15 protein-coding genes and 2 riboswitches are annotated in these 15,982 nt (G+C 60.9%); of the genes, 3 read left to right on the forward strand and 12 right to left on the reverse strand.

Annotation, left to right across the window (positions count from 1 at the left end; genetic code table 11):
- Positions 1-5 precede the first annotated feature (5 nt).
- Positions 6-488: an ATP F0F1 synthase subunit B gene (locus V6617_RS13900; RefSeq protein WP_338607556.1), complete on the forward strand. Its 483-nt coding sequence runs from the start codon at positions 6-8 to the stop codon at positions 486-488.
- Between the two features lie 72 nt (positions 489-560).
- Entirely contained in the window at positions 561-911 is a 351-nt protein-coding gene (locus tag V6617_RS13905; protein ID WP_338607557.1) for a RidA family protein, read from the forward strand.
- 51 nt (positions 912-962) lie between these two features.
- Here the strand turns inward: V6617_RS13905 and V6617_RS13910 are convergent, their stop codons facing one another.
- The 8 genes from V6617_RS13910 to V6617_RS13945 all read right to left on the reverse strand — a co-directional run bounded on the left by V6617_RS13910 (position 963) and on the right by V6617_RS13945 (position 8,969).
- Positions 963-2,012 carry a DUF2332 domain-containing protein gene (locus tag V6617_RS13910; RefSeq protein WP_338607558.1) on the reverse strand — a complete coding sequence of 350 codons (1,050 nt, stop codon included), beginning with the start codon at positions 2,010-2,012 and terminating at the stop codon, positions 963-965.
- 96 nt (positions 2,013-2,108) lie between these two features.
- Positions 2,109-3,659: an aminomethyl-transferring glycine dehydrogenase subunit GcvPB gene (gcvPB, locus tag V6617_RS13915; protein ID WP_422394786.1), complete on the reverse strand. Its 1,551-nt coding sequence runs from the start codon at positions 3,657-3,659 to the stop codon at positions 2,109-2,111.
- Positions 3,656-4,996 (reverse strand): aminomethyl-transferring glycine dehydrogenase subunit GcvPA, encoded by a 1,341-nt coding sequence (gene gcvPA, locus V6617_RS13920; protein WP_338607559.1) that lies wholly within the window; start codon positions 4,994-4,996, stop codon positions 3,656-3,658. Before gcvPA ends, gcvPB begins: the two co-directional genes overlap by 4 nt.
- 27 nt (positions 4,997-5,023) lie before the next feature.
- The gene (gcvH, locus tag V6617_RS13925) at positions 5,024-5,389 is read right to left on the reverse strand and encodes a glycine cleavage system protein GcvH (protein WP_338607560.1); all 366 of its coding nucleotides are present in this window, start codon (positions 5,387-5,389) and stop codon (positions 5,024-5,026) included.
- Positions 5,390-5,407: 18 nt separating this feature from the next.
- On the reverse strand, positions 5,408-6,553 hold the full coding sequence (gcvT, locus tag V6617_RS13930) for a glycine cleavage system aminomethyltransferase GcvT (protein ID WP_338607561.1): 1,146 nt from the start codon (positions 6,551-6,553) through the stop codon (positions 5,408-5,410).
- Positions 6,554-6,620: 67 nt separating this feature from the next.
- Positions 6,621-6,733: riboswitch (glycine riboswitch) on the reverse strand.
- Positions 6,734-6,805: 72 nt separating this feature from the next.
- Positions 6,806-6,900, reverse strand: a riboswitch (glycine riboswitch).
- Positions 6,901-6,934: 34 nt separating this feature from the next.
- A complete protein-coding gene (locus V6617_RS13935; protein WP_338607562.1) occupies positions 6,935-7,495 on the reverse strand; it encodes a hypothetical protein in 561 nt (186 codons plus the stop codon).
- Between the two features lie 22 nt (positions 7,496-7,517).
- Entirely contained in the window at positions 7,518-8,009 is a 492-nt protein-coding gene (locus V6617_RS13940; RefSeq protein WP_338607563.1) for a peroxiredoxin, read from the reverse strand.
- A 162-nt stretch (positions 8,010-8,171) separates the two neighbouring features.
- Positions 8,172-8,969, reverse strand: coding sequence for a protein-disulfide reductase DsbD domain-containing protein (locus V6617_RS13945; protein WP_338607564.1), 798 nt, complete (start codon positions 8,967-8,969; stop codon positions 8,172-8,174).
- 133 nt (positions 8,970-9,102) lie between these two features.
- Between V6617_RS13945 and V6617_RS13950 the strand changes: the two genes are divergently transcribed.
- A complete protein-coding gene (locus V6617_RS13950; RefSeq protein ID WP_338607565.1) occupies positions 9,103-9,684 on the forward strand; it encodes a YqgE/AlgH family protein in 582 nt (193 codons plus the stop codon).
- A gap of 22 nt (positions 9,685-9,706) precedes the next feature.
- Here the strand turns inward: V6617_RS13950 and V6617_RS13955 are convergent, their stop codons facing one another.
- The 4 genes from V6617_RS13955 to thrC all read right to left on the reverse strand — a co-directional run bounded on the left by V6617_RS13955 (position 9,707) and on the right by thrC (position 15,954).
- A complete protein-coding gene (locus tag V6617_RS13955) occupies positions 9,707-12,607 on the reverse strand; it encodes an EAL domain-containing protein (protein WP_338607566.1) in 2,901 nt (966 codons plus the stop codon).
- A gap of 74 nt (positions 12,608-12,681) precedes the next feature.
- On the reverse strand, positions 12,682-13,278 hold the full coding sequence (locus tag V6617_RS13960) for a GNAT family protein (protein ID WP_338607567.1): 597 nt from the start codon (positions 13,276-13,278) through the stop codon (positions 12,682-12,684).
- A 13-nt stretch (positions 13,279-13,291) separates the two neighbouring features.
- The gene (locus tag V6617_RS13965; RefSeq protein WP_338607568.1) at positions 13,292-14,551 is read right to left on the reverse strand and encodes a pitrilysin family protein; all 1,260 of its coding nucleotides are present in this window, start codon (positions 14,549-14,551) and stop codon (positions 13,292-13,294) included.
- A gap of 2 nt (positions 14,552-14,553) precedes the next feature.
- Positions 14,554-15,954, reverse strand: a complete 1,401-nt coding sequence (gene thrC, locus V6617_RS13970) for a threonine synthase (protein ID WP_338607569.1) — start codon at positions 15,952-15,954, stop codon at positions 14,554-14,556.
- Positions 15,955-15,982 lie beyond the last annotated feature (28 nt).

The raw sequence follows: 15,982 nt of genomic DNA on the forward strand, positions 1-15,982 counted from the left end.
CCGACATGGAACTCGATGCCACATTCTGGGCCTTTATCGCTCTCCTCATCTTTTTCGGGATCGTGATCTATTTCAAGGTCCCGGCCTTCGTTACCAAGGCGCTCGACAGCCGCATCGCCAAGATCGAATCCGATCTGGACGAAGCCAAGCGTCTGCGTGAGGAAGCACAGGCGTTGCTGGCCGAATATGAGCGCAAGCGCAAGGCCGCCGAAAGCGAAGCCGAAGAGATCGTTGCGGCCGCGCAGGACGAAGCAGAACGCATGACGGCCGAGGCCGAAACCGCGCTTGAAGACATGGTCGCCCGCCGCACCAAGGCTGTGGAAGACAAGATTGCCCAGGCAGAGGCGCAGGCGCTTGCCGATGTTCGCGCCCGCTCCGCCGATGTGGCCATCGAGGCCGCCCGCCTCATCCTTGCCGATCAGGTCAAGGACAACGGCGGCGCGCTTGTCGATCAGTCGATCAAGGACGTGGCCAGCCGGCTCAATTGAGCCAATGCATCAGACCGATTTTGCGGGCCCCACGGGGCCCGTTTTTGTATCAGGACCACAAGGAGAAACCCGATGACCATTGAACGCCTTCATTCCGGCCCGCGCATGAGCCAGGCCGTCAAACACGGCAATACGCTCTATCTCGCCGGTCAGGTGGCCAAGGATGAATTCGCCACCATCGAAACCCAGACCGCCCAGGTGCTCGAGAAGATGGATGCCCTGCTGGCCGAGGCAGGAACGAGCAAATCCAAGGTGCTGTCAGTACAGGTGCTGCTGACCAACATCGCCGATTTTGCAGCCATGAATTCGGTTTATGACAAATGGATCGATCCGGCCAATCCGCCGGCCCGTGCCTGCTATGAGGCCCGCCTGGCTTCGCCCAATCTGCGGGTGGAAATCATCGCTGTTGCCGCGCTCGATTAAGCCTGGTCCTGCCAATTGAAAGCGGTCGCGGAAATGCTCCGGGGCCGTTTTTTATGTCCAGTCGACCCAGCGACCGTGATAGTCGGACAGTCCGACGGTTTCTTTTTCCCCGCCCGGCCAGACCGTCTGCTTGAGCACCGCACCGGCGGCATGGCCCTCGGCTTCCATATACATCCAGACAAGCGGAGTGTCGGCGGTCGCGTTCGCGCCGGCCAATTCAAACGTCTCGGTGATCCGATCCTTGACGGGCTTGGGTAGATATTGCCAGACGATGGTGTGGAAAAATACCCGCGCCACTCCCGACTGGGGTGTTTCGGCCAGTTTTGAGGCGACCCAGTCGGCTGCGTCGGCCCGCTCGACGTCATAGGGCCGGGACGCGGCGGCCGACAAGGCGGCCGAAACACGACCGATGCGATTGTGCTGGTCGGCCCAGATATAGGCAAGCTGGCGCTCGACGCTTTCGGGCGAATGCGGGTCGAGCGGGTTGCGGTCGCAGCCCTGGCGGCTTGCGATCTCAAGCTCGGTTTCGAGCGAGGGAATATGGCCGCGCCATTCACTCTCGATATTGACGAGCGCATTGCTGTCGCCCCATTCGCGATCGTTGCCGAGGGCATAATGATAGGTATCGAAAGCAAGGTTCAGCCCGGCGCTGGCGCCGATCTCGTAGAGCGCCAAAGGCATTTTCAGCCTTTCTGCAAGCCGCAGGGCCATGCCGAGCAGAGCGGACGAACGCATGACCTCGTTGGTCTGGGGCGGGCTGTCGAGAAAATCGTGCAGGAAATCGTCGTGCTTTTCGATCGCCTTCTCAACGGCTTCCCAAAGCTGATCGGGCCTGGCTTCCAATGGCGGATAGAGCGAAGCGAGTTCGCGGGCATTGCCTGACCGGACCAGGGCGTGGAGCGCCCCAGTGGCGCGCAGGGCGATGGCATCGGCCCGGGCCGAATCGGGCCAGTTCAATATCCGCGCACCAAAACGCGACGAATCGGTCAGCCGTTCGGCAAGCAGGTCACACACAGTAGCGGTGAATGGGGAGCCCAGACTTCGGCAGGCCTCGGCCTGAAACCGGAAGGTTTCAAGCACGTGGGGGTTCATATTCGACATTGACGCCCTCCGACTAGTACCGTCGAAGTTTAAGGGGTTTGGCGTGCCGATCAAAGGTGTTTTTGCCTCCCCGCCAGCAGCGGAGAGGCGCGATTGCTATTGCGCAGCCTGGAGACTGTCGTCCGGCGGGCTCCATTTCAGGCGTGGCTGGCGGGCTGCGCGGGTCTCGTCCAGCCGGCGCAGCGGGGCCCGCATCGGTGCCGATGTGAACCGTTCCGCATTGCCGGCACGAGCGTCTTCCGCCAGTTCCCGCATTGTGGCAACGAACGCATCAAGGGTCTGAAGCGACTCGCTTTCGGTGGGCTCGATCAGCATGGCGCCATGCACGACAAGGGGGAAATACATGGTCATGGGGTGGAACCCCTCGTCGATCATCGCCTTGGCGAAATCGAGCGTGGAGACACCCGTTCCCTTGAGAAAGGAATCATCAAACAGCGCTTCGTGCATGACCGGCTGTCCGTTGAAGGGTGCTGAGAACAGATCTTCGAGACGCGCCTTGAGATAGTTGGCGTTGAGCACCGCGTCACGCGCCGCTTGCGCCAGTCCGTCGGCGCCATGGCTGAGCATATAGGTCAAGGCCCGCACATACATGCCCATCTGGCCGTGGAAAGCCGTCAGGCGCCCGAAGGCATCGCCCTCGACGTGCTCGACCAGCCCGATCTTTTCCCCATCCTTGCGCAGGAATGGAACCGGCGCGAATGGTGCAAGAGCTTCTGACAGCACGACGGGGCCGGCGCCCGGTCCGCCGCCGCCGTGAGGCGTCGAAAAGGTCTTGTGCAAATTGATGTGCATGGCGTCGATACCCAGATCGCCCGGCCGCACAACGCCCATGATGGCGTTGAAATTGGCGCCATCACAGTAGAAATAGGCACCAGCGTCATGAACGGCCGCCGCGATCTCAATGATCTGGGATTCGAACAGACCGCAAGTGTTGGGATTGGTCAGCATGATGGCTGCGACGTCATCGCCGAGCGCCGCCATGACGGCTTCGACATCGACCGTGCCGTGTTCATTGGCATCGATGGATTTAACCGAGTAGCCGAGGAAAGCGGCCGTTGCCGGGTTGGTGCCGTGGGCGCTTTCGGGCACGAGCACGATCTTGCGGTGCCCCTGCCCTTTTGCCTCATGGGCGGCCTTGATGGCCATCATGCCGCAGAGTTCGCCATGCGCGCCGGCCTTGGGCGAGAGCGCTACCGCGGCGGTGTTGGTCAACTCCATCAACCAATGGCTGAGTTGCTCCATGACGCCGAGGGCACCCTGCACTGTCGAGACAGGCTGGAGCGGATGGATATCGGCAAATCCCGGCAGCCGCGCCATTTTTTCGTTGAGCCGAGGATTGTGCTTCATGGTGCACGAGCCGAGCGGATACATGCCCGAATCGATGGAGTAATTGCGGCGCGAAAGGCGCACATAGTGGCGCATGGCTTCGGGTTCGGTGAGCCCGGGAAGATCAAGCTCACTCTTGCGGCGCAGGCCGCCGAGGCGGTCGTCGGAGACCTCGATATCGGGCAGGTCGACACCGGAATGGTCGCGGTCGCCGATCTCGAAGAGAAGCGGTTCGGCGGGGAGCAAAGCGGCTGGCCCTGAACCGGCGGAGCCCATTGCGGCAGTGGGAGTGGTTGGTCGGCCCTGGGTGTTCATGCTCATGCAATTTCTCCCTTCAGTGCTTCGACAAGCGCGGAGATATCGGCGTCGGTCGCTAGCTCTGTCGCGGCGAGGATCAGAAGATCCTCCACGTCAGGCTTGTCCGGCTCGAGCCGCGAAACCGGCAGGCCGGCGAGGATGCCCTTGGCCGCCAGAGCTTCGACCACAGGGGCCGCAGGCGATGGCAATCGCACGGTCATTTCGTTGAAAAAGGATGTGTTGAGAACAGAAATCCCCGCCGCTGCCAATGCATCGGCCAGCGCAACGGCGCGCGAATGATTGAGCTTTGCAAGCCGGGTCAGTCCTCTTTCGCCCAAGAGCGAGAGATGAATGGTGAAGGCCAGCGCGCACAGACCGGAATTGGTGCAGATGTTGGACGTCGCCTTTTCGCGGCGGATGTGCTGTTCGCGGGTCGAGAGCGTTAGGACGAACCCGCGCTCGCCATCGGCATCGATCGTTTCGCCGCACAACCGGCCCGGCATCTGGCGCACGAATTTCTCGCGGCAGGCCAGAAGTCCGACATAGGGACCACCAAAGGTCAGCGGGTTGCCCAGCGATTGACCCTCGGCAACCACAATGTCGGCGCCGAGGGCGCCCGGTGCTTCGAGAAGGCCCAGCGAGATGATTTCGGTGACGACGACGATCAGCAGAGCGCCCTTTGCATGGGCGGCTTCGGCCAACGCCGAGACATTGCGAAGGTGGCCGTAGAAATCGGGGGTCTGGATGACGATGGCGGCGGTATCGTCATCGATATGGTCGACAATATCGCCCTGCCCTTCGGGCGACGGCGCCAGGCATTCGAGCCCTTCTTCTCCCGAGAGGTAGGTGACGACGGTGTCGCGGTATTGCGGATGCAGGCCGCCAGAGAGGAAGACCTTGTTCTTTCTGGTGATGCGCCGCGCCATCAGAACGGCCTCGGCCGTGGCCGTCGAGCCGTCATACATCGAGGCGTTGGCCACATCCATGCCGGTCAGGTTTGCGACCTGGGTCTGGAACTCAAAGAGCATCTGGAGCGTGCCCTGAGAAATCTCAGGCTGGTAGGGCGTATAGGCGGTGAGCCATTCCGAACGCTGGATCAGATGATCGACAGTAGCTGGAACGTGATGGCGATAGGCGCCTGCGCCGACAAAAAACGGGCCATCGCCTGCGGCATGGTTGGCGTTCGCCAGCCCGCGCATATGCGCTTCCACGGCAAATTCTGGCTGGTGATCGGGCAGATCCGGGCTGAAGGTGCCAAGGACCGATTCAGGCACGGCGGCGAACAGATCATCGATGGAAGACGCACCGATCGTGGCCAGCATGTGCTGGCGGTCAGCGGCGGAATGGGGGAGATAGCGCATCGCGGCTCCGGTTCAGATCAAAAAGGGTCAGGCCGTGTGATCGGCGTAGGCGGCTTCGTCCATGAGGCCTTCGAGTTCGGCTTCGTCGGACAATTCGAGCTTGAAGATCCAGCCGCCGGCGGCAGGGTCGGTATTGATAAGACCGGGCTCATCGGAGAGGGCGTCGTTGATCTCGGTCACGGTTCCGGAAACCGGCGCATAGATTTCCGAAGCGGCCTTGACCGATTCAACGACGGCGACTTCTTCGCCCTTCTTGAAGCTGGCGCCAACTGCGGGCAATTCGACGAACACGATGTCGCCAAGCTGCTCCTGGGCGAAGCTGGAAATGCCGACCGTGCCGATCTTGCCTTCGGTGCGGACATATTCATGGTCGGTTGTATAGCGGGTGGTCATGGTGAGGTCCCCTCTGGATCAGGTCGGTTTGCGGTAATAGCGCTGTGGAACGAAAGGCATTTTAGCGATTGTGCCGACGATGGGCTTGCTGCGCACCATTGCGGTGACGGGCTCGCCTTCTTTGGCGATGTCGGCGGGCACATAGCCCATGGCTATCGACGCCTGGGCCGTAGGAGCGAAGGTGCCCGAGGTGATCTTGCCGATGACCGTGCCGCTCGCATCGACAAGCTCAGCGCCCTCTCGGACAGGCTGGCGACCCTCGAAGCGGATGCCCACACGTTTGTCATCGGCGCCCTTGGCAAGGCGCTCAAGGACGGCATCGGCCCCGGTAAAGCCGCCTTCGGTCCGGCGGCGCTTGCCGATGGCAAACAGCAGGCTGGCAGAAACCGGATCGATCGTATCGGTCATGTCGTGACCGTAAAGACAAAGCCCGGCTTCGAGCCGCAGGCTGTCGCGTGCGCCAAGTCCGGCCGGTTCAACCAGCGGATCGGCAACCAGCAGGTCGAACAGCGCTGGCGCGTCCTGGTTGGTCACCGAGAGCTCAAAACCGTCTTCGCCGGTGTAGCCCGAACGCGAGACGTTGACGGAAATACCGCCGACCACGGCGGGGCCGGCCTGCATGAAGCCGAGCTTTCCGGTGATGTCTGAATGCTCGGCAAGCACTTCGGCGGCACGGGGGCCCTGCAGCGCGATGAGCGCAATATCATCACGCAGGTCGAACGTTACGTCTGCGGGCGCCTTGGCGCGGATGAATTCGAGGTCGTGGTGCTTGCGGGCCGCATTGACCACCATATACATCACCCCATCTGGCTCCTGACCCTCGGCGGGGCGGGTGATGATAAGGTCGTCCTCAATTCCACCCTCGTCATTGAGCAGCACTGTATAGCGCATCTGACCGGGAGCGAGGGACGCCAGATCGGCGGGCGTGAGGGCTTCGAGGGCGGCGATTGTCGAATTGTGGTCGGGACCGGTTATGACGACCTGGCCCATGTGCGAGACATCAAACAGGCTCGCGGCTTGCCGTGTATGATTGTGCTCGGCAACGATCCCGGCATATTGGACGGGCAGCGCGTAGCCGCCAAATTCGACCATCCTGCCGCCGGCAGCGACATGGCGGTCATAAAGCGCCGTTTTGAGTAGGTCGGTCTGGGCCTCTGCGGCCATATCGGTCTCTCCGGGTTACACGATGGACGGCACCACACAACGACGCATTGGAAATGCATCGTAACGTAGTGCCCCCTCTGTCGGTCAACCTGAGAGATTTCCCGGGCGGCTTGCTTGCCACAAGACCCGGCTACACCCGTCGGTGGGAAGCCTGCGCTTCCGCTTTCCAGAGTTCTGGCCGATCCTCAACCTGCCTGGCGCAGGTTGGGTCCAACCTCTTTCGCCCAATCGCTTTGCCTTGAGGCAAGGTGCTTGGGCTCAGCGGTCCCTTGTACCTGAGAGTTTCCGGGGCGGTTGCTCCTTCGGCGTCCCGGCTCGATGGCCAGGATCTCTCCCGCTGATGGCCGGACCATGGAAGAAAGTCCCGGCCTCGTCAACGCTCTAGTTATCAAAGCCCACGAAAATGGTGATCTGCTCGCCGCCCACATAGGGAATGGCCACATTTTCCACTGTCTGGCTGAATTCGTTGGCGCTCGAGGGGCTGGCCGCGACAGCGACGTCATAGCGCTGGGAAAAGACCGCCAGTCCGTCACGCTGCACCGCAAAGCGCAGGGGCATCGTGATGTTGCCCTCGCCGCCCGACGGCCCGACGATGACACGGCCGACGGCACCCATCTGGACGGTTATGACGCCGTTCGACACAACGCAGTTGCGCGACACGCGATCGATCACACCCTGATAGCGCAGGGCCGTGGAGTCCGAAGTGCGATTACCGGCATAGGTCCGGTAAAATTCGGCACCCTCGCGTATGCGGATCGGTGGACATTCGGTGGCAATGGCCGGCAGGGCACCGCTGGCCGCCTGGGCGACCTGGGTCTGACTGGCGTTGATATTGGCATAGCTCGCATCATCGCTACCGCCGAACATCGAACCCATCGAACATCCGGCCAGAAGCGCGGCCAATGCCGTGCCCGCCGCCATACGCAATACCGAACCCATCATCGTCCCCGTCCTTCCCAATCCGTTAGCTCCTGAGCGCTTCGAGCATTGCCGGTGCACCCGAGCTTGTAACCTCACCGGGTGCGCCCTCGACATTTACAGTCTCGACCATTCCGTTGCGGATCAAGAGCGAGGCGCGATTAAAGCGCATGCCGAGACCACCGCCGGACAGGTCGCGTTCAAGTCCGAGCGCGCTGGCAAGCTTACCCAGACCATCGGCGATAAATTCGATCGTGCCAAGGGCCCCGGTTGATTCCGCCCATGCCTTGACCACGTGATGATCGTTGACCGTACCGCAAACGATCTTGTCCACGCCTGCCGCCTTGAGCTGATCGGCGGCGGCGAGATAGCCGGGCAGATGGTTGAGATGGCAGGTTGGCGTAAAGGCCCCCGGCACGGTGAAAAACACCACGGTGCCAGTGCCCAGAATATCGGCGCTGGTTGCATCTTCAACGCCGCTTTCGGTCACGTGTTTTACTGGCACCGAAGCAATGGGCTGGCCGGGCTGGATCGTCATGGAAGTCCTCAAGCTATAACTAAGACAGACACAAGACGAATACGGCCAGACTAAGGTTGGCCGGCCGCGCCTGCGTGCACTCGATTCATTTCTGTCATAGGAGAATTATCGACCCGCGTCGAGGCCGGCAAAGGCGCATTGCCCGCTATCGGGCGACTATCGTCAATTCCCGGCGAGCGGACGGATGATCTCGAAGGGACCGTCCTGGCTGTCGAAGGTGAAATGGGCAGAAGCATCGCGCAGAGTTTCCGGTCCGGCGCGTCCAAGAAGGGCGAAGGACAAACGGCCAGGCTCCACGATCTCAGGCTCGCCGAAAACAAGGTTCGAATCGGCGACATGGGCGATCATGGAGGTGTAGTCGAAGCCGGGATCGAGCAGGTCGACGATCATCGCCTCAGCCTTCATGTCAAACCGGGCGGCTCCCAGTATACCCTCGCCGTCGAGAGGTAGCGGGACGGCAGCCAGGGCCTGTCTGATGCGGAAGTCGTTAGGGCCGTCCGGTGCATCGAGCGGGGGCGCGATCTCAAGGCTTAAATTGGCCGGCACGCAGATATCGGAACAGACACCCATTGTGATATCGGCCACGAGAATGGGGGCATCACCGTCAACCGCGACAGCGAGCGGGAAAAGGACGTGGCCGTAAAATGCGTGGTCAAGATAGCCTTCGGCGACCTCGCGTTTGGGATAGGGCCATGCAATTTCGACACCCTGAATGTGGCGCGACCCTGCGGTTTCGATAACCAGGGGTAGCCCGGTTTCGCCCGGCACACGCCAATACGTCTTCGTATCGGCGGGCATATCGATTTCGAGGCCCATCCAGACGATGCCGTCGTCACCGAGCGTGTCGGATGAAACAAGCCGCACCGAAACGTCCTGGGCGACCTCGACCCATTCGGTTTCCGAGGCCAGGCACGGCACGGCGATGGACAAGGCAGCAAATATGGCAATCACACTCTTCATGGAAAAACCATTAGTGGAGCAATGGGGCATGGGAAAGGGATGTTCGATCATCGCTTCGTGATCATTGGGGATTTGAAACCCGGCCGGAAAGCTTTACGTTTATAAACGGGCGGCGGACAGAAAGTGAGTTGGTATGGACACGCTCAAAGGACAGTTCCTCGTCGCAACGCCCGATATTGGCGACGAGCGTTTTGCCGAGGCGGTAATCTATCTTGTCGCGCATGGCGAAGACGGCGCAATGGGGCTGGTCGTCAACCAGCCAATGGATGACATGCACCTTTCCGACGTTCTTGCCGAGATCGATCTCGAAGACGACGGCGACGATGCCATTCGCATCCCGGAACGGCTTCTGCATCAGAGCGTCTTCAAGGGCGGCCCTGTCGATTCAAGCCGCGGATTTGTACTGCACACTTCGGACTATTTCCGCGACGGCAATTCCTTTGCCGTGGATGGCGATGTGTGCCTGACGGCAACGCTCGATGTGCTTCGCGCCATGATGTCGGGCAAGGGACCCGATGCGAGCCTTCTGGCTCTGGGCTATTGCGAATGGAGCGCGGGCCAGCTCGAGAACGAATTGCGGACCAATGGCTGGCTGACCGCGGCTCCCTCCAAGGAATTGCTGTTTTCCCTGCCGGCGAGCAAGAAATACGAAGCGGCGCTGGCGGCACTGGGCGTCACCCGCGCCACACTCAGCCCCGTTGCCGGCAACGCATAGCGGATTTCCAAGTGTCGCCGTGCTATTTGGCGGCCAGTTGCGCCTGTAGCCGGCGCTGCAGTTCGGCGCCGGGCATGGCCGCGCCGAAGGCAAAGCCCTGTGCGTAGCGGCAATTGAGGCTTTTGAGCCGGGCAATCTCGTCCTCAGTCTCCACCCCTTCAGCGATCAGCGCCAGATCGAGTTCGCGCGCCAGGCCAACCACTGAATTGATAATCGGAATCTGGGTATGGGAAATACCGCTGTCATCGCGGATCTGCACGAAAGGTGCGGGCAGCTTGATCGTGTCGAACGGGAAGCGATGCAGGTAAGAGAGCGAGGAATACCCGGTCCCGAAATCATCGAGTGCCAACCCGAGCCCGAGTTCCTTGAAGGCTTCGAGCATATAAACGGCATGTTCGGGATTGCCCATCACCTGGCTTTCGGTGATTTCGAGCTTCATGTGCCCGGCCACCGATTTGTGCTGCGCGACAAGCGTCTTCATGTCGTTGAGCAGGGTTTCGCTGGTCAACTGTGCGGCCGAAAGATTGACCGAGACGAAGAAACTTTCCGGCAGCTTGATGGCGGATATCCATTGGCGGGTCTGTTCGGCAGCTTCTTCAAACGCCAGCCGCCCCAACTTTTCGATCTGACCGGTCCTTTCGGCCAGCGGGATGAATGCAGACGGGCTGACCTGGCCGCGCTCGGGGTGGTTCCAGCGCATGAGCGCTTCGGCGCCCACTATGCGATTGTCGTTCTGGATGTCGACGATGGGCTGATAAAGAAGTTGGAGATCGCGGCGCTCCAGCGCCTCCTTGAGATCGTCTTCCAAAGCCTGTGCATAGACGGCGATCGAGCGTGTTGCGGCGCGGAAGGCTTCGATCCGGTCGCCGCCGTGACGCTTGGCGTAGTGCATGGCCAATTCGGCGTCGCGCAGCACATCCTCGGCTTTGACGGGCTTGTTGTCATATATCGTGATGCCGATCGAAGCGGTCAGGGTCATGTCCCTATCACCGAAATTGAACGGGTTGCGCAGGGCCTTGCGCATCTGTTCGGCGATGTCGGCGATCTTGGAGGCCGATTGCTCGGAGAGCAGAACGACGGCAAACTGGTCGCCGGAGATGCGCGCCAGAGTATCAAGGGGCCGCAGCAGGCGAGACAGGCGCCTTGAAACGGCAAGAAGCAGGGAGTCGGCCGCCATGTGGCCGATGCGCTCGTCGATATCGGTGAATTTGTCGAGATCGACAAGAAAGACCGCCGGTTTGACTTCGCTGAATTCGCGCGACCGCAACAGCGCCCGCTCGAGCCGGTCGAGAAAAAGCTGGCGGTTGGGAAGGCCGGTCAGGCTGTCGTGGATGGCGTCGTGCAACAGCCGGTCGCGCCCGGCGCGCTCGTCGGTCACGTCCTGAAGCGTTCCCACGATGCGGTTAACCTGGCCGTCGCCGCCCAGCACCGGTTTGACCCGCATACGGAATGCGCGGAAGCTGCCGTCAAAGCCCGATATGCGGATATCGGAATTGACCTTGCCGCGTTTGAGCTCGATCAGGGTATCGAGCGCGGTGCGGAACCGGTCACGGTCTTCGGGGTGGACGCGATCGAGCCATCGCTTGATCGCGCCGCGCAGGGCACCCTTGCGCTCGCCGAGCCGGATGGCGAGTTCATCGGATACGTTCACGCGGTCACGGTCGATATTCCAGTCAAAGACGAAATCACCCGAGCCCGTCATGGCCAGCGCACGGCGTTCGACCTCGGACAACGCGCCGATGGAGACCTGCCCATCGGAAAACGCGTGCTGGACGGCGGTAAAGCCAAGCAGCATGACGATCAGCACCAGACCACCGGCGACGGCGGATTGAGCGATGTCATTGGAGACCTGTCCCGAAACGACCATCCAGGCGTAGGTCAGCCAGGCGAGATAGATCACCCACGTTGGCACCAGCAGAACAGCCCGGTCATAGCCGCGGATAGAGAGCAGCAGCACCAGAAACAGACCCCCTAGCCCGATCAGGGCCAGCGATGTCCGAGCGATGCCCGCAGCCAGGGCGGGGTTAAAGAATGCATAGACAAAGAGCGCCAGGAAAACCGCCGAAAGCCCCATGGCGACATGGGTGAACCTGAAATGCCATCGGTGCAGGTTGAGGTAGATGAACAGGAACGCAAACAGGGTCGTGGCAAGTGCGGCCTCCGCCGCCGCCCGGAAGGGCTGGATGAGTGCGTTGGAAACACCGATGAGCGGGCCGAATATGCCGAAATCGATGAGGAGATAGGCAAGCACAGCCCAGGCCAGCAGTGCAGTGGCCGGAAAGACGCCCCTGCCCTTGACCACGAACATGATCGTCAAAAAGACCGCTGCAAGGCTCGAAATCCCCAGAACGGTACCCCGGAACAGCGTGAAGGAATTCTTGTAGTCGCGATAGGCATCGGGCTCCCAGAGATATAGCTCGGGCAGCGTTGCCGACTGCAGTTCAGCGACCAGTGTGACGGTGGCGCCCGGATCGATCACAACATCAAAAACATCAGCTTCCGAATCGGGAACGCGCTCAGGCCGCAGACCATGACTGGGCGTCAGTGCGGTTATGCGGGCCGACCCGAGATCGGGATGAAAGACGCCAGAACCCGGAAGCCGGAAATACGGTGCAACAAGCAATCGCTCGATCTGGACGTCGCTCTCGTTGCGCAGCGCAAAGACAGCCCAATTGGGATTGGCGCCTTCGGTAATCGAAACGATCTCGATGCGGCGGATAATTCCGTCTTCGCCCGGGGCAGTGCTGATCTGGACGCGCCCATCCTCGCCGGGAAGAACATCGAGCGCCGCGCCGAGATTGACCGCGTTGATCCCATCAGGAATCGTGACGACTTCAAACGCGATCGCTCGCCCCGCCAGCCCGGCCAGTGCCGCACACAGCACGGTCAGAAAGACGAGAGAACGAACGGGCTTAAACGTCATTAATCAACGATCCTAATTCAACATTCAGTGGTAGCGGGATTTGTCGCCGTTTGGCAATCAAGCGAAGGCGGGTTTCAACCGGCAAGATCGTCGTAGTGCTCACGGGTGAGTGCAAACAGCATGTGATCCCTCCACTCGCCGTTGATCTGAAGGTAGTTTTCGGCAATTCCGATTTCGCGAAAGCCGTTGGCCGAAAGGACCCGGCGCGACGCCATGTTATCGGGCAGGCAGGCCGCCTCGATGCGATGGAGGTTCAAACTGTCGAACACAAACGGCAAGATCAGGGCAACCGAGCGCGTCATAATGCCCTTGCCCGCGAATTGTTCGCCCATCCAGTAACCAAGGGTCACATTCTGGAAGGCACGGCGCCGGACATTGGACAGAGTCATGCCCCCGACTAGCGTGGAAAGCCGACCATGCTGGGTGAAAATGAACAGGGAAAACTCGGTGCCATAGAGAGCATCACGGCGGTTGCGGCGCACGCGAGCGGCAAAGCTGCGGTTTGAAAGCTCGGCCTCGGACCATCGCGGCTCGAATGGAACCAGAAACGCCCGGCTGTCAAGCCGCAGCTTGCGCCAAGCCTCATAGTCATTCTGACGCGGCGAGCGCAAGACCAGACCATCCCCGCGGATTTCCGGAGTCGTCTGGCGGATGGCCCCGAAGGTGAACATGGAGCGGTGGCCCCTATTTGAAGCTGTCCGCGACGCGCGAATAGTCAGGGATACCCTTTACCGGCCCGATGCCCGCGATAGAAGGCTTGGCCTGGGAAAACATCTGGCCCGCGACATGGCGCACGCGTTCGGCATCGATGCGGTTGATGCGATCGACCGTTTCCTGGAGCGGAATGGGTCGGCCCCACAAAATCTGTTGCCGCGCCAATTGACCGGCCCGCGACGAAGGGCTTTCGAGCGACATCAAAAGACCCGCCCTGATCTGCGCGCGGACGCGGCTGACCTCGGCATCGGTGATGTCGCGAGTCGATTTCTGCAACTCTTCGAGCATGACGGGCAAGAGTTCCTCGACATCCTCGGCCCCCGTTGCCGCTGCGACGCCGAATACACCGCTGTCGGCAAAGGCCCAGTGGAACGCGTAAACCGAATAGCACAGGCCCCGCCGCTCGCGCACTTCCTGGAACAAGCGCGAACTCATGCCGCCGCCAAGGATGGTGGACAGGATCTGCGCAGCGTAAAATCCGTCGGAATTGTAAGGGCGTCCTTCCAGTCCAAGCACGATATGGGCCTGCTCGTGGTCGGAGATTTCCTTGAACTCTCCTCCCACATAGTTGGCCTTTTCCGGTGTAGGAGCGCCCGTACGTTTGAGCTGGTGGAAGCGGTCATTGGCGAGGTCGACCAGTTCATCGTGGTTGACGTGACCGGCCGCCGAAATGACCATCTGATCACCCACATAGTGCTGGTCCATATAGGCGCGGATGGTGTCGGCGCTGAAGCCGCGCACAGACCCTTCGGTGCCCAGGATCGTGCGCCCGATGGGCTGATCGGGAAAGGCTGCTTCCTGAAACAGATCGAAGACGTGATCGTCGGGATTGTCGTGGGTGGCACCGATTTCCTGGCAGATGACGCGCTGTTCGCGGGCCAGCTCGTTTTCGTCGAAAACGGAATTCTGCAAGATGTCGGCAAGGATATCGGCCGCAAGGGCCACGTCGTCCTTGAGGACGCGGGCGAAATAGCCTGTATGTTCGATCGAGGTCGCCGCGTTGATATCACCGCCCACCGATTCGATGGTCTCGGCAATCTCTCGGGCCGACCGCCGGGTGGTCCCTTTGAAGGCCATGTGTTCGAGAAGATGCGAAACACCGTGTTGCTGCTCGGTCTCGCTGCGCGAACCGGACTTGACCCAGACGCCCATAGCCGCACTTTCAAGATGGGGCATGGAGTCGGTGATAACGGTCATGCCATTATCGAGGGTCGTCGTGCGTACCGTCAAAATCAGTCCTCCCAGGCGCGTGTCTTGGCGCGGATATAGTCTTTCACGATGACTTCGTCATTGGCCAGAACCGTGAACCGCTCCTGGCGGGTTCCCAGATCGGCCATGTGCGCGGGCAGTTCGGCATGGCGCCCGGTTGCGGCCTCGACCGTTTCAGGGAACTTGGCCGGATGAGCGGTCGAAAGTGTGACGAGCGGCGTGTGGCCGAAATTGAACCCCCTCGCCACGGCAACGCCGACGGCGGTGTGCGGGTCGATAAGATAATTGGAGTGGGCCAGAACGTCAGAAATGATCGTCCTGGTGGCGGTCTCGTCGGCCATACCGGTCCCGAACTCCTCGCGGATCGTATCGAGCGCCGGTTCGGGGATGGTAAATCCGCCGGACTGGGCCAGCGAGGCAAACAGCGCTGCCGTCTTGTCGCCATCGCGGTCGAGAGCCTCGAACAGCAAGCGCTCGAAGTTCGATGACACTTCGATATCCATCGAGGGGCTGACGGTCTGCGTAACGCCGCGCTTGTCATAGCGACCGACCTTTACGGCCCGACGCAGGATATCGTTGGAATTGGTGGCGATCACCAGTTTTTCGATGGGCAGACCCATGCGCTTTGCGACATAGCCGGCAAAGATATCGCCGAAATTGCCGGTGGGAACCACGAAGGTGATCTTGCGGTGCGGTGCACCGAGCGCCACCGCGGAGGTGAAATAATAGACGATTTGCGCGGCGATGCGGCCCCAATTGATCGAATTGACGCCACTCAATTTTGCGCCGTCGCGGAAGGCGAAATCGTTGAACATGGCTTTAACGACGGCCTGACAGTCGTCGAACGTGCCTTCGAGCGCGATGTTGAAGACGTTGTCGTCAAGCACCGTGGTCATCTGGCGGCGCTGGATTTCCGAGGTACGCCCCTTGGGGTGGAGGATAAAGATATCGGTGTTCTGGCGACCGCGGAAGGCTTCTATGGCAGCCGAGCCGGTATCGCCTGAGGTTGCCCCAACAATGGTCGCCCGCTCGCCGCGCTGGCCGAGGATGTGATCGATCACCCGCGCCAGAAATTGCATCGCGACGTCCTTGAAGGCCAACGTCGGGCCATGCCAGAGCTCGAGAACGAAGTGCCCCGGTTCGAGTTCGACCAGCGGCGTGACCGAAGGATGATTGAACCCGGCATAGGCTGACTTGATCATGGTCTTGAGATCGGCCTGATCGATTTCGTCGCCCACGAATTTGGAGATCACGGCGAGGGCGACATCCTGATAGGGGCGATTGCCGAAATTGTGGATTTCCTCGGCGGTAAATCGGGGCCATTCGGCGGGAACATAAAGCCCCCCATCCCGCGCCAGTCCGGCCAGCACAACGTCACAAAATCCGAGTGTGGGCGCCTGACCGCGCGTGCTGACATACTGCATTAAAGAAGCACCCTCCTGGACATCGGGA

The organism is Pelagibacterium nitratireducens (genome assembly GCF_037044555.1).
Taxonomy (GTDB): Bacteria; Pseudomonadota; Alphaproteobacteria; order Rhizobiales; family Devosiaceae; genus Pelagibacterium; species Pelagibacterium nitratireducens.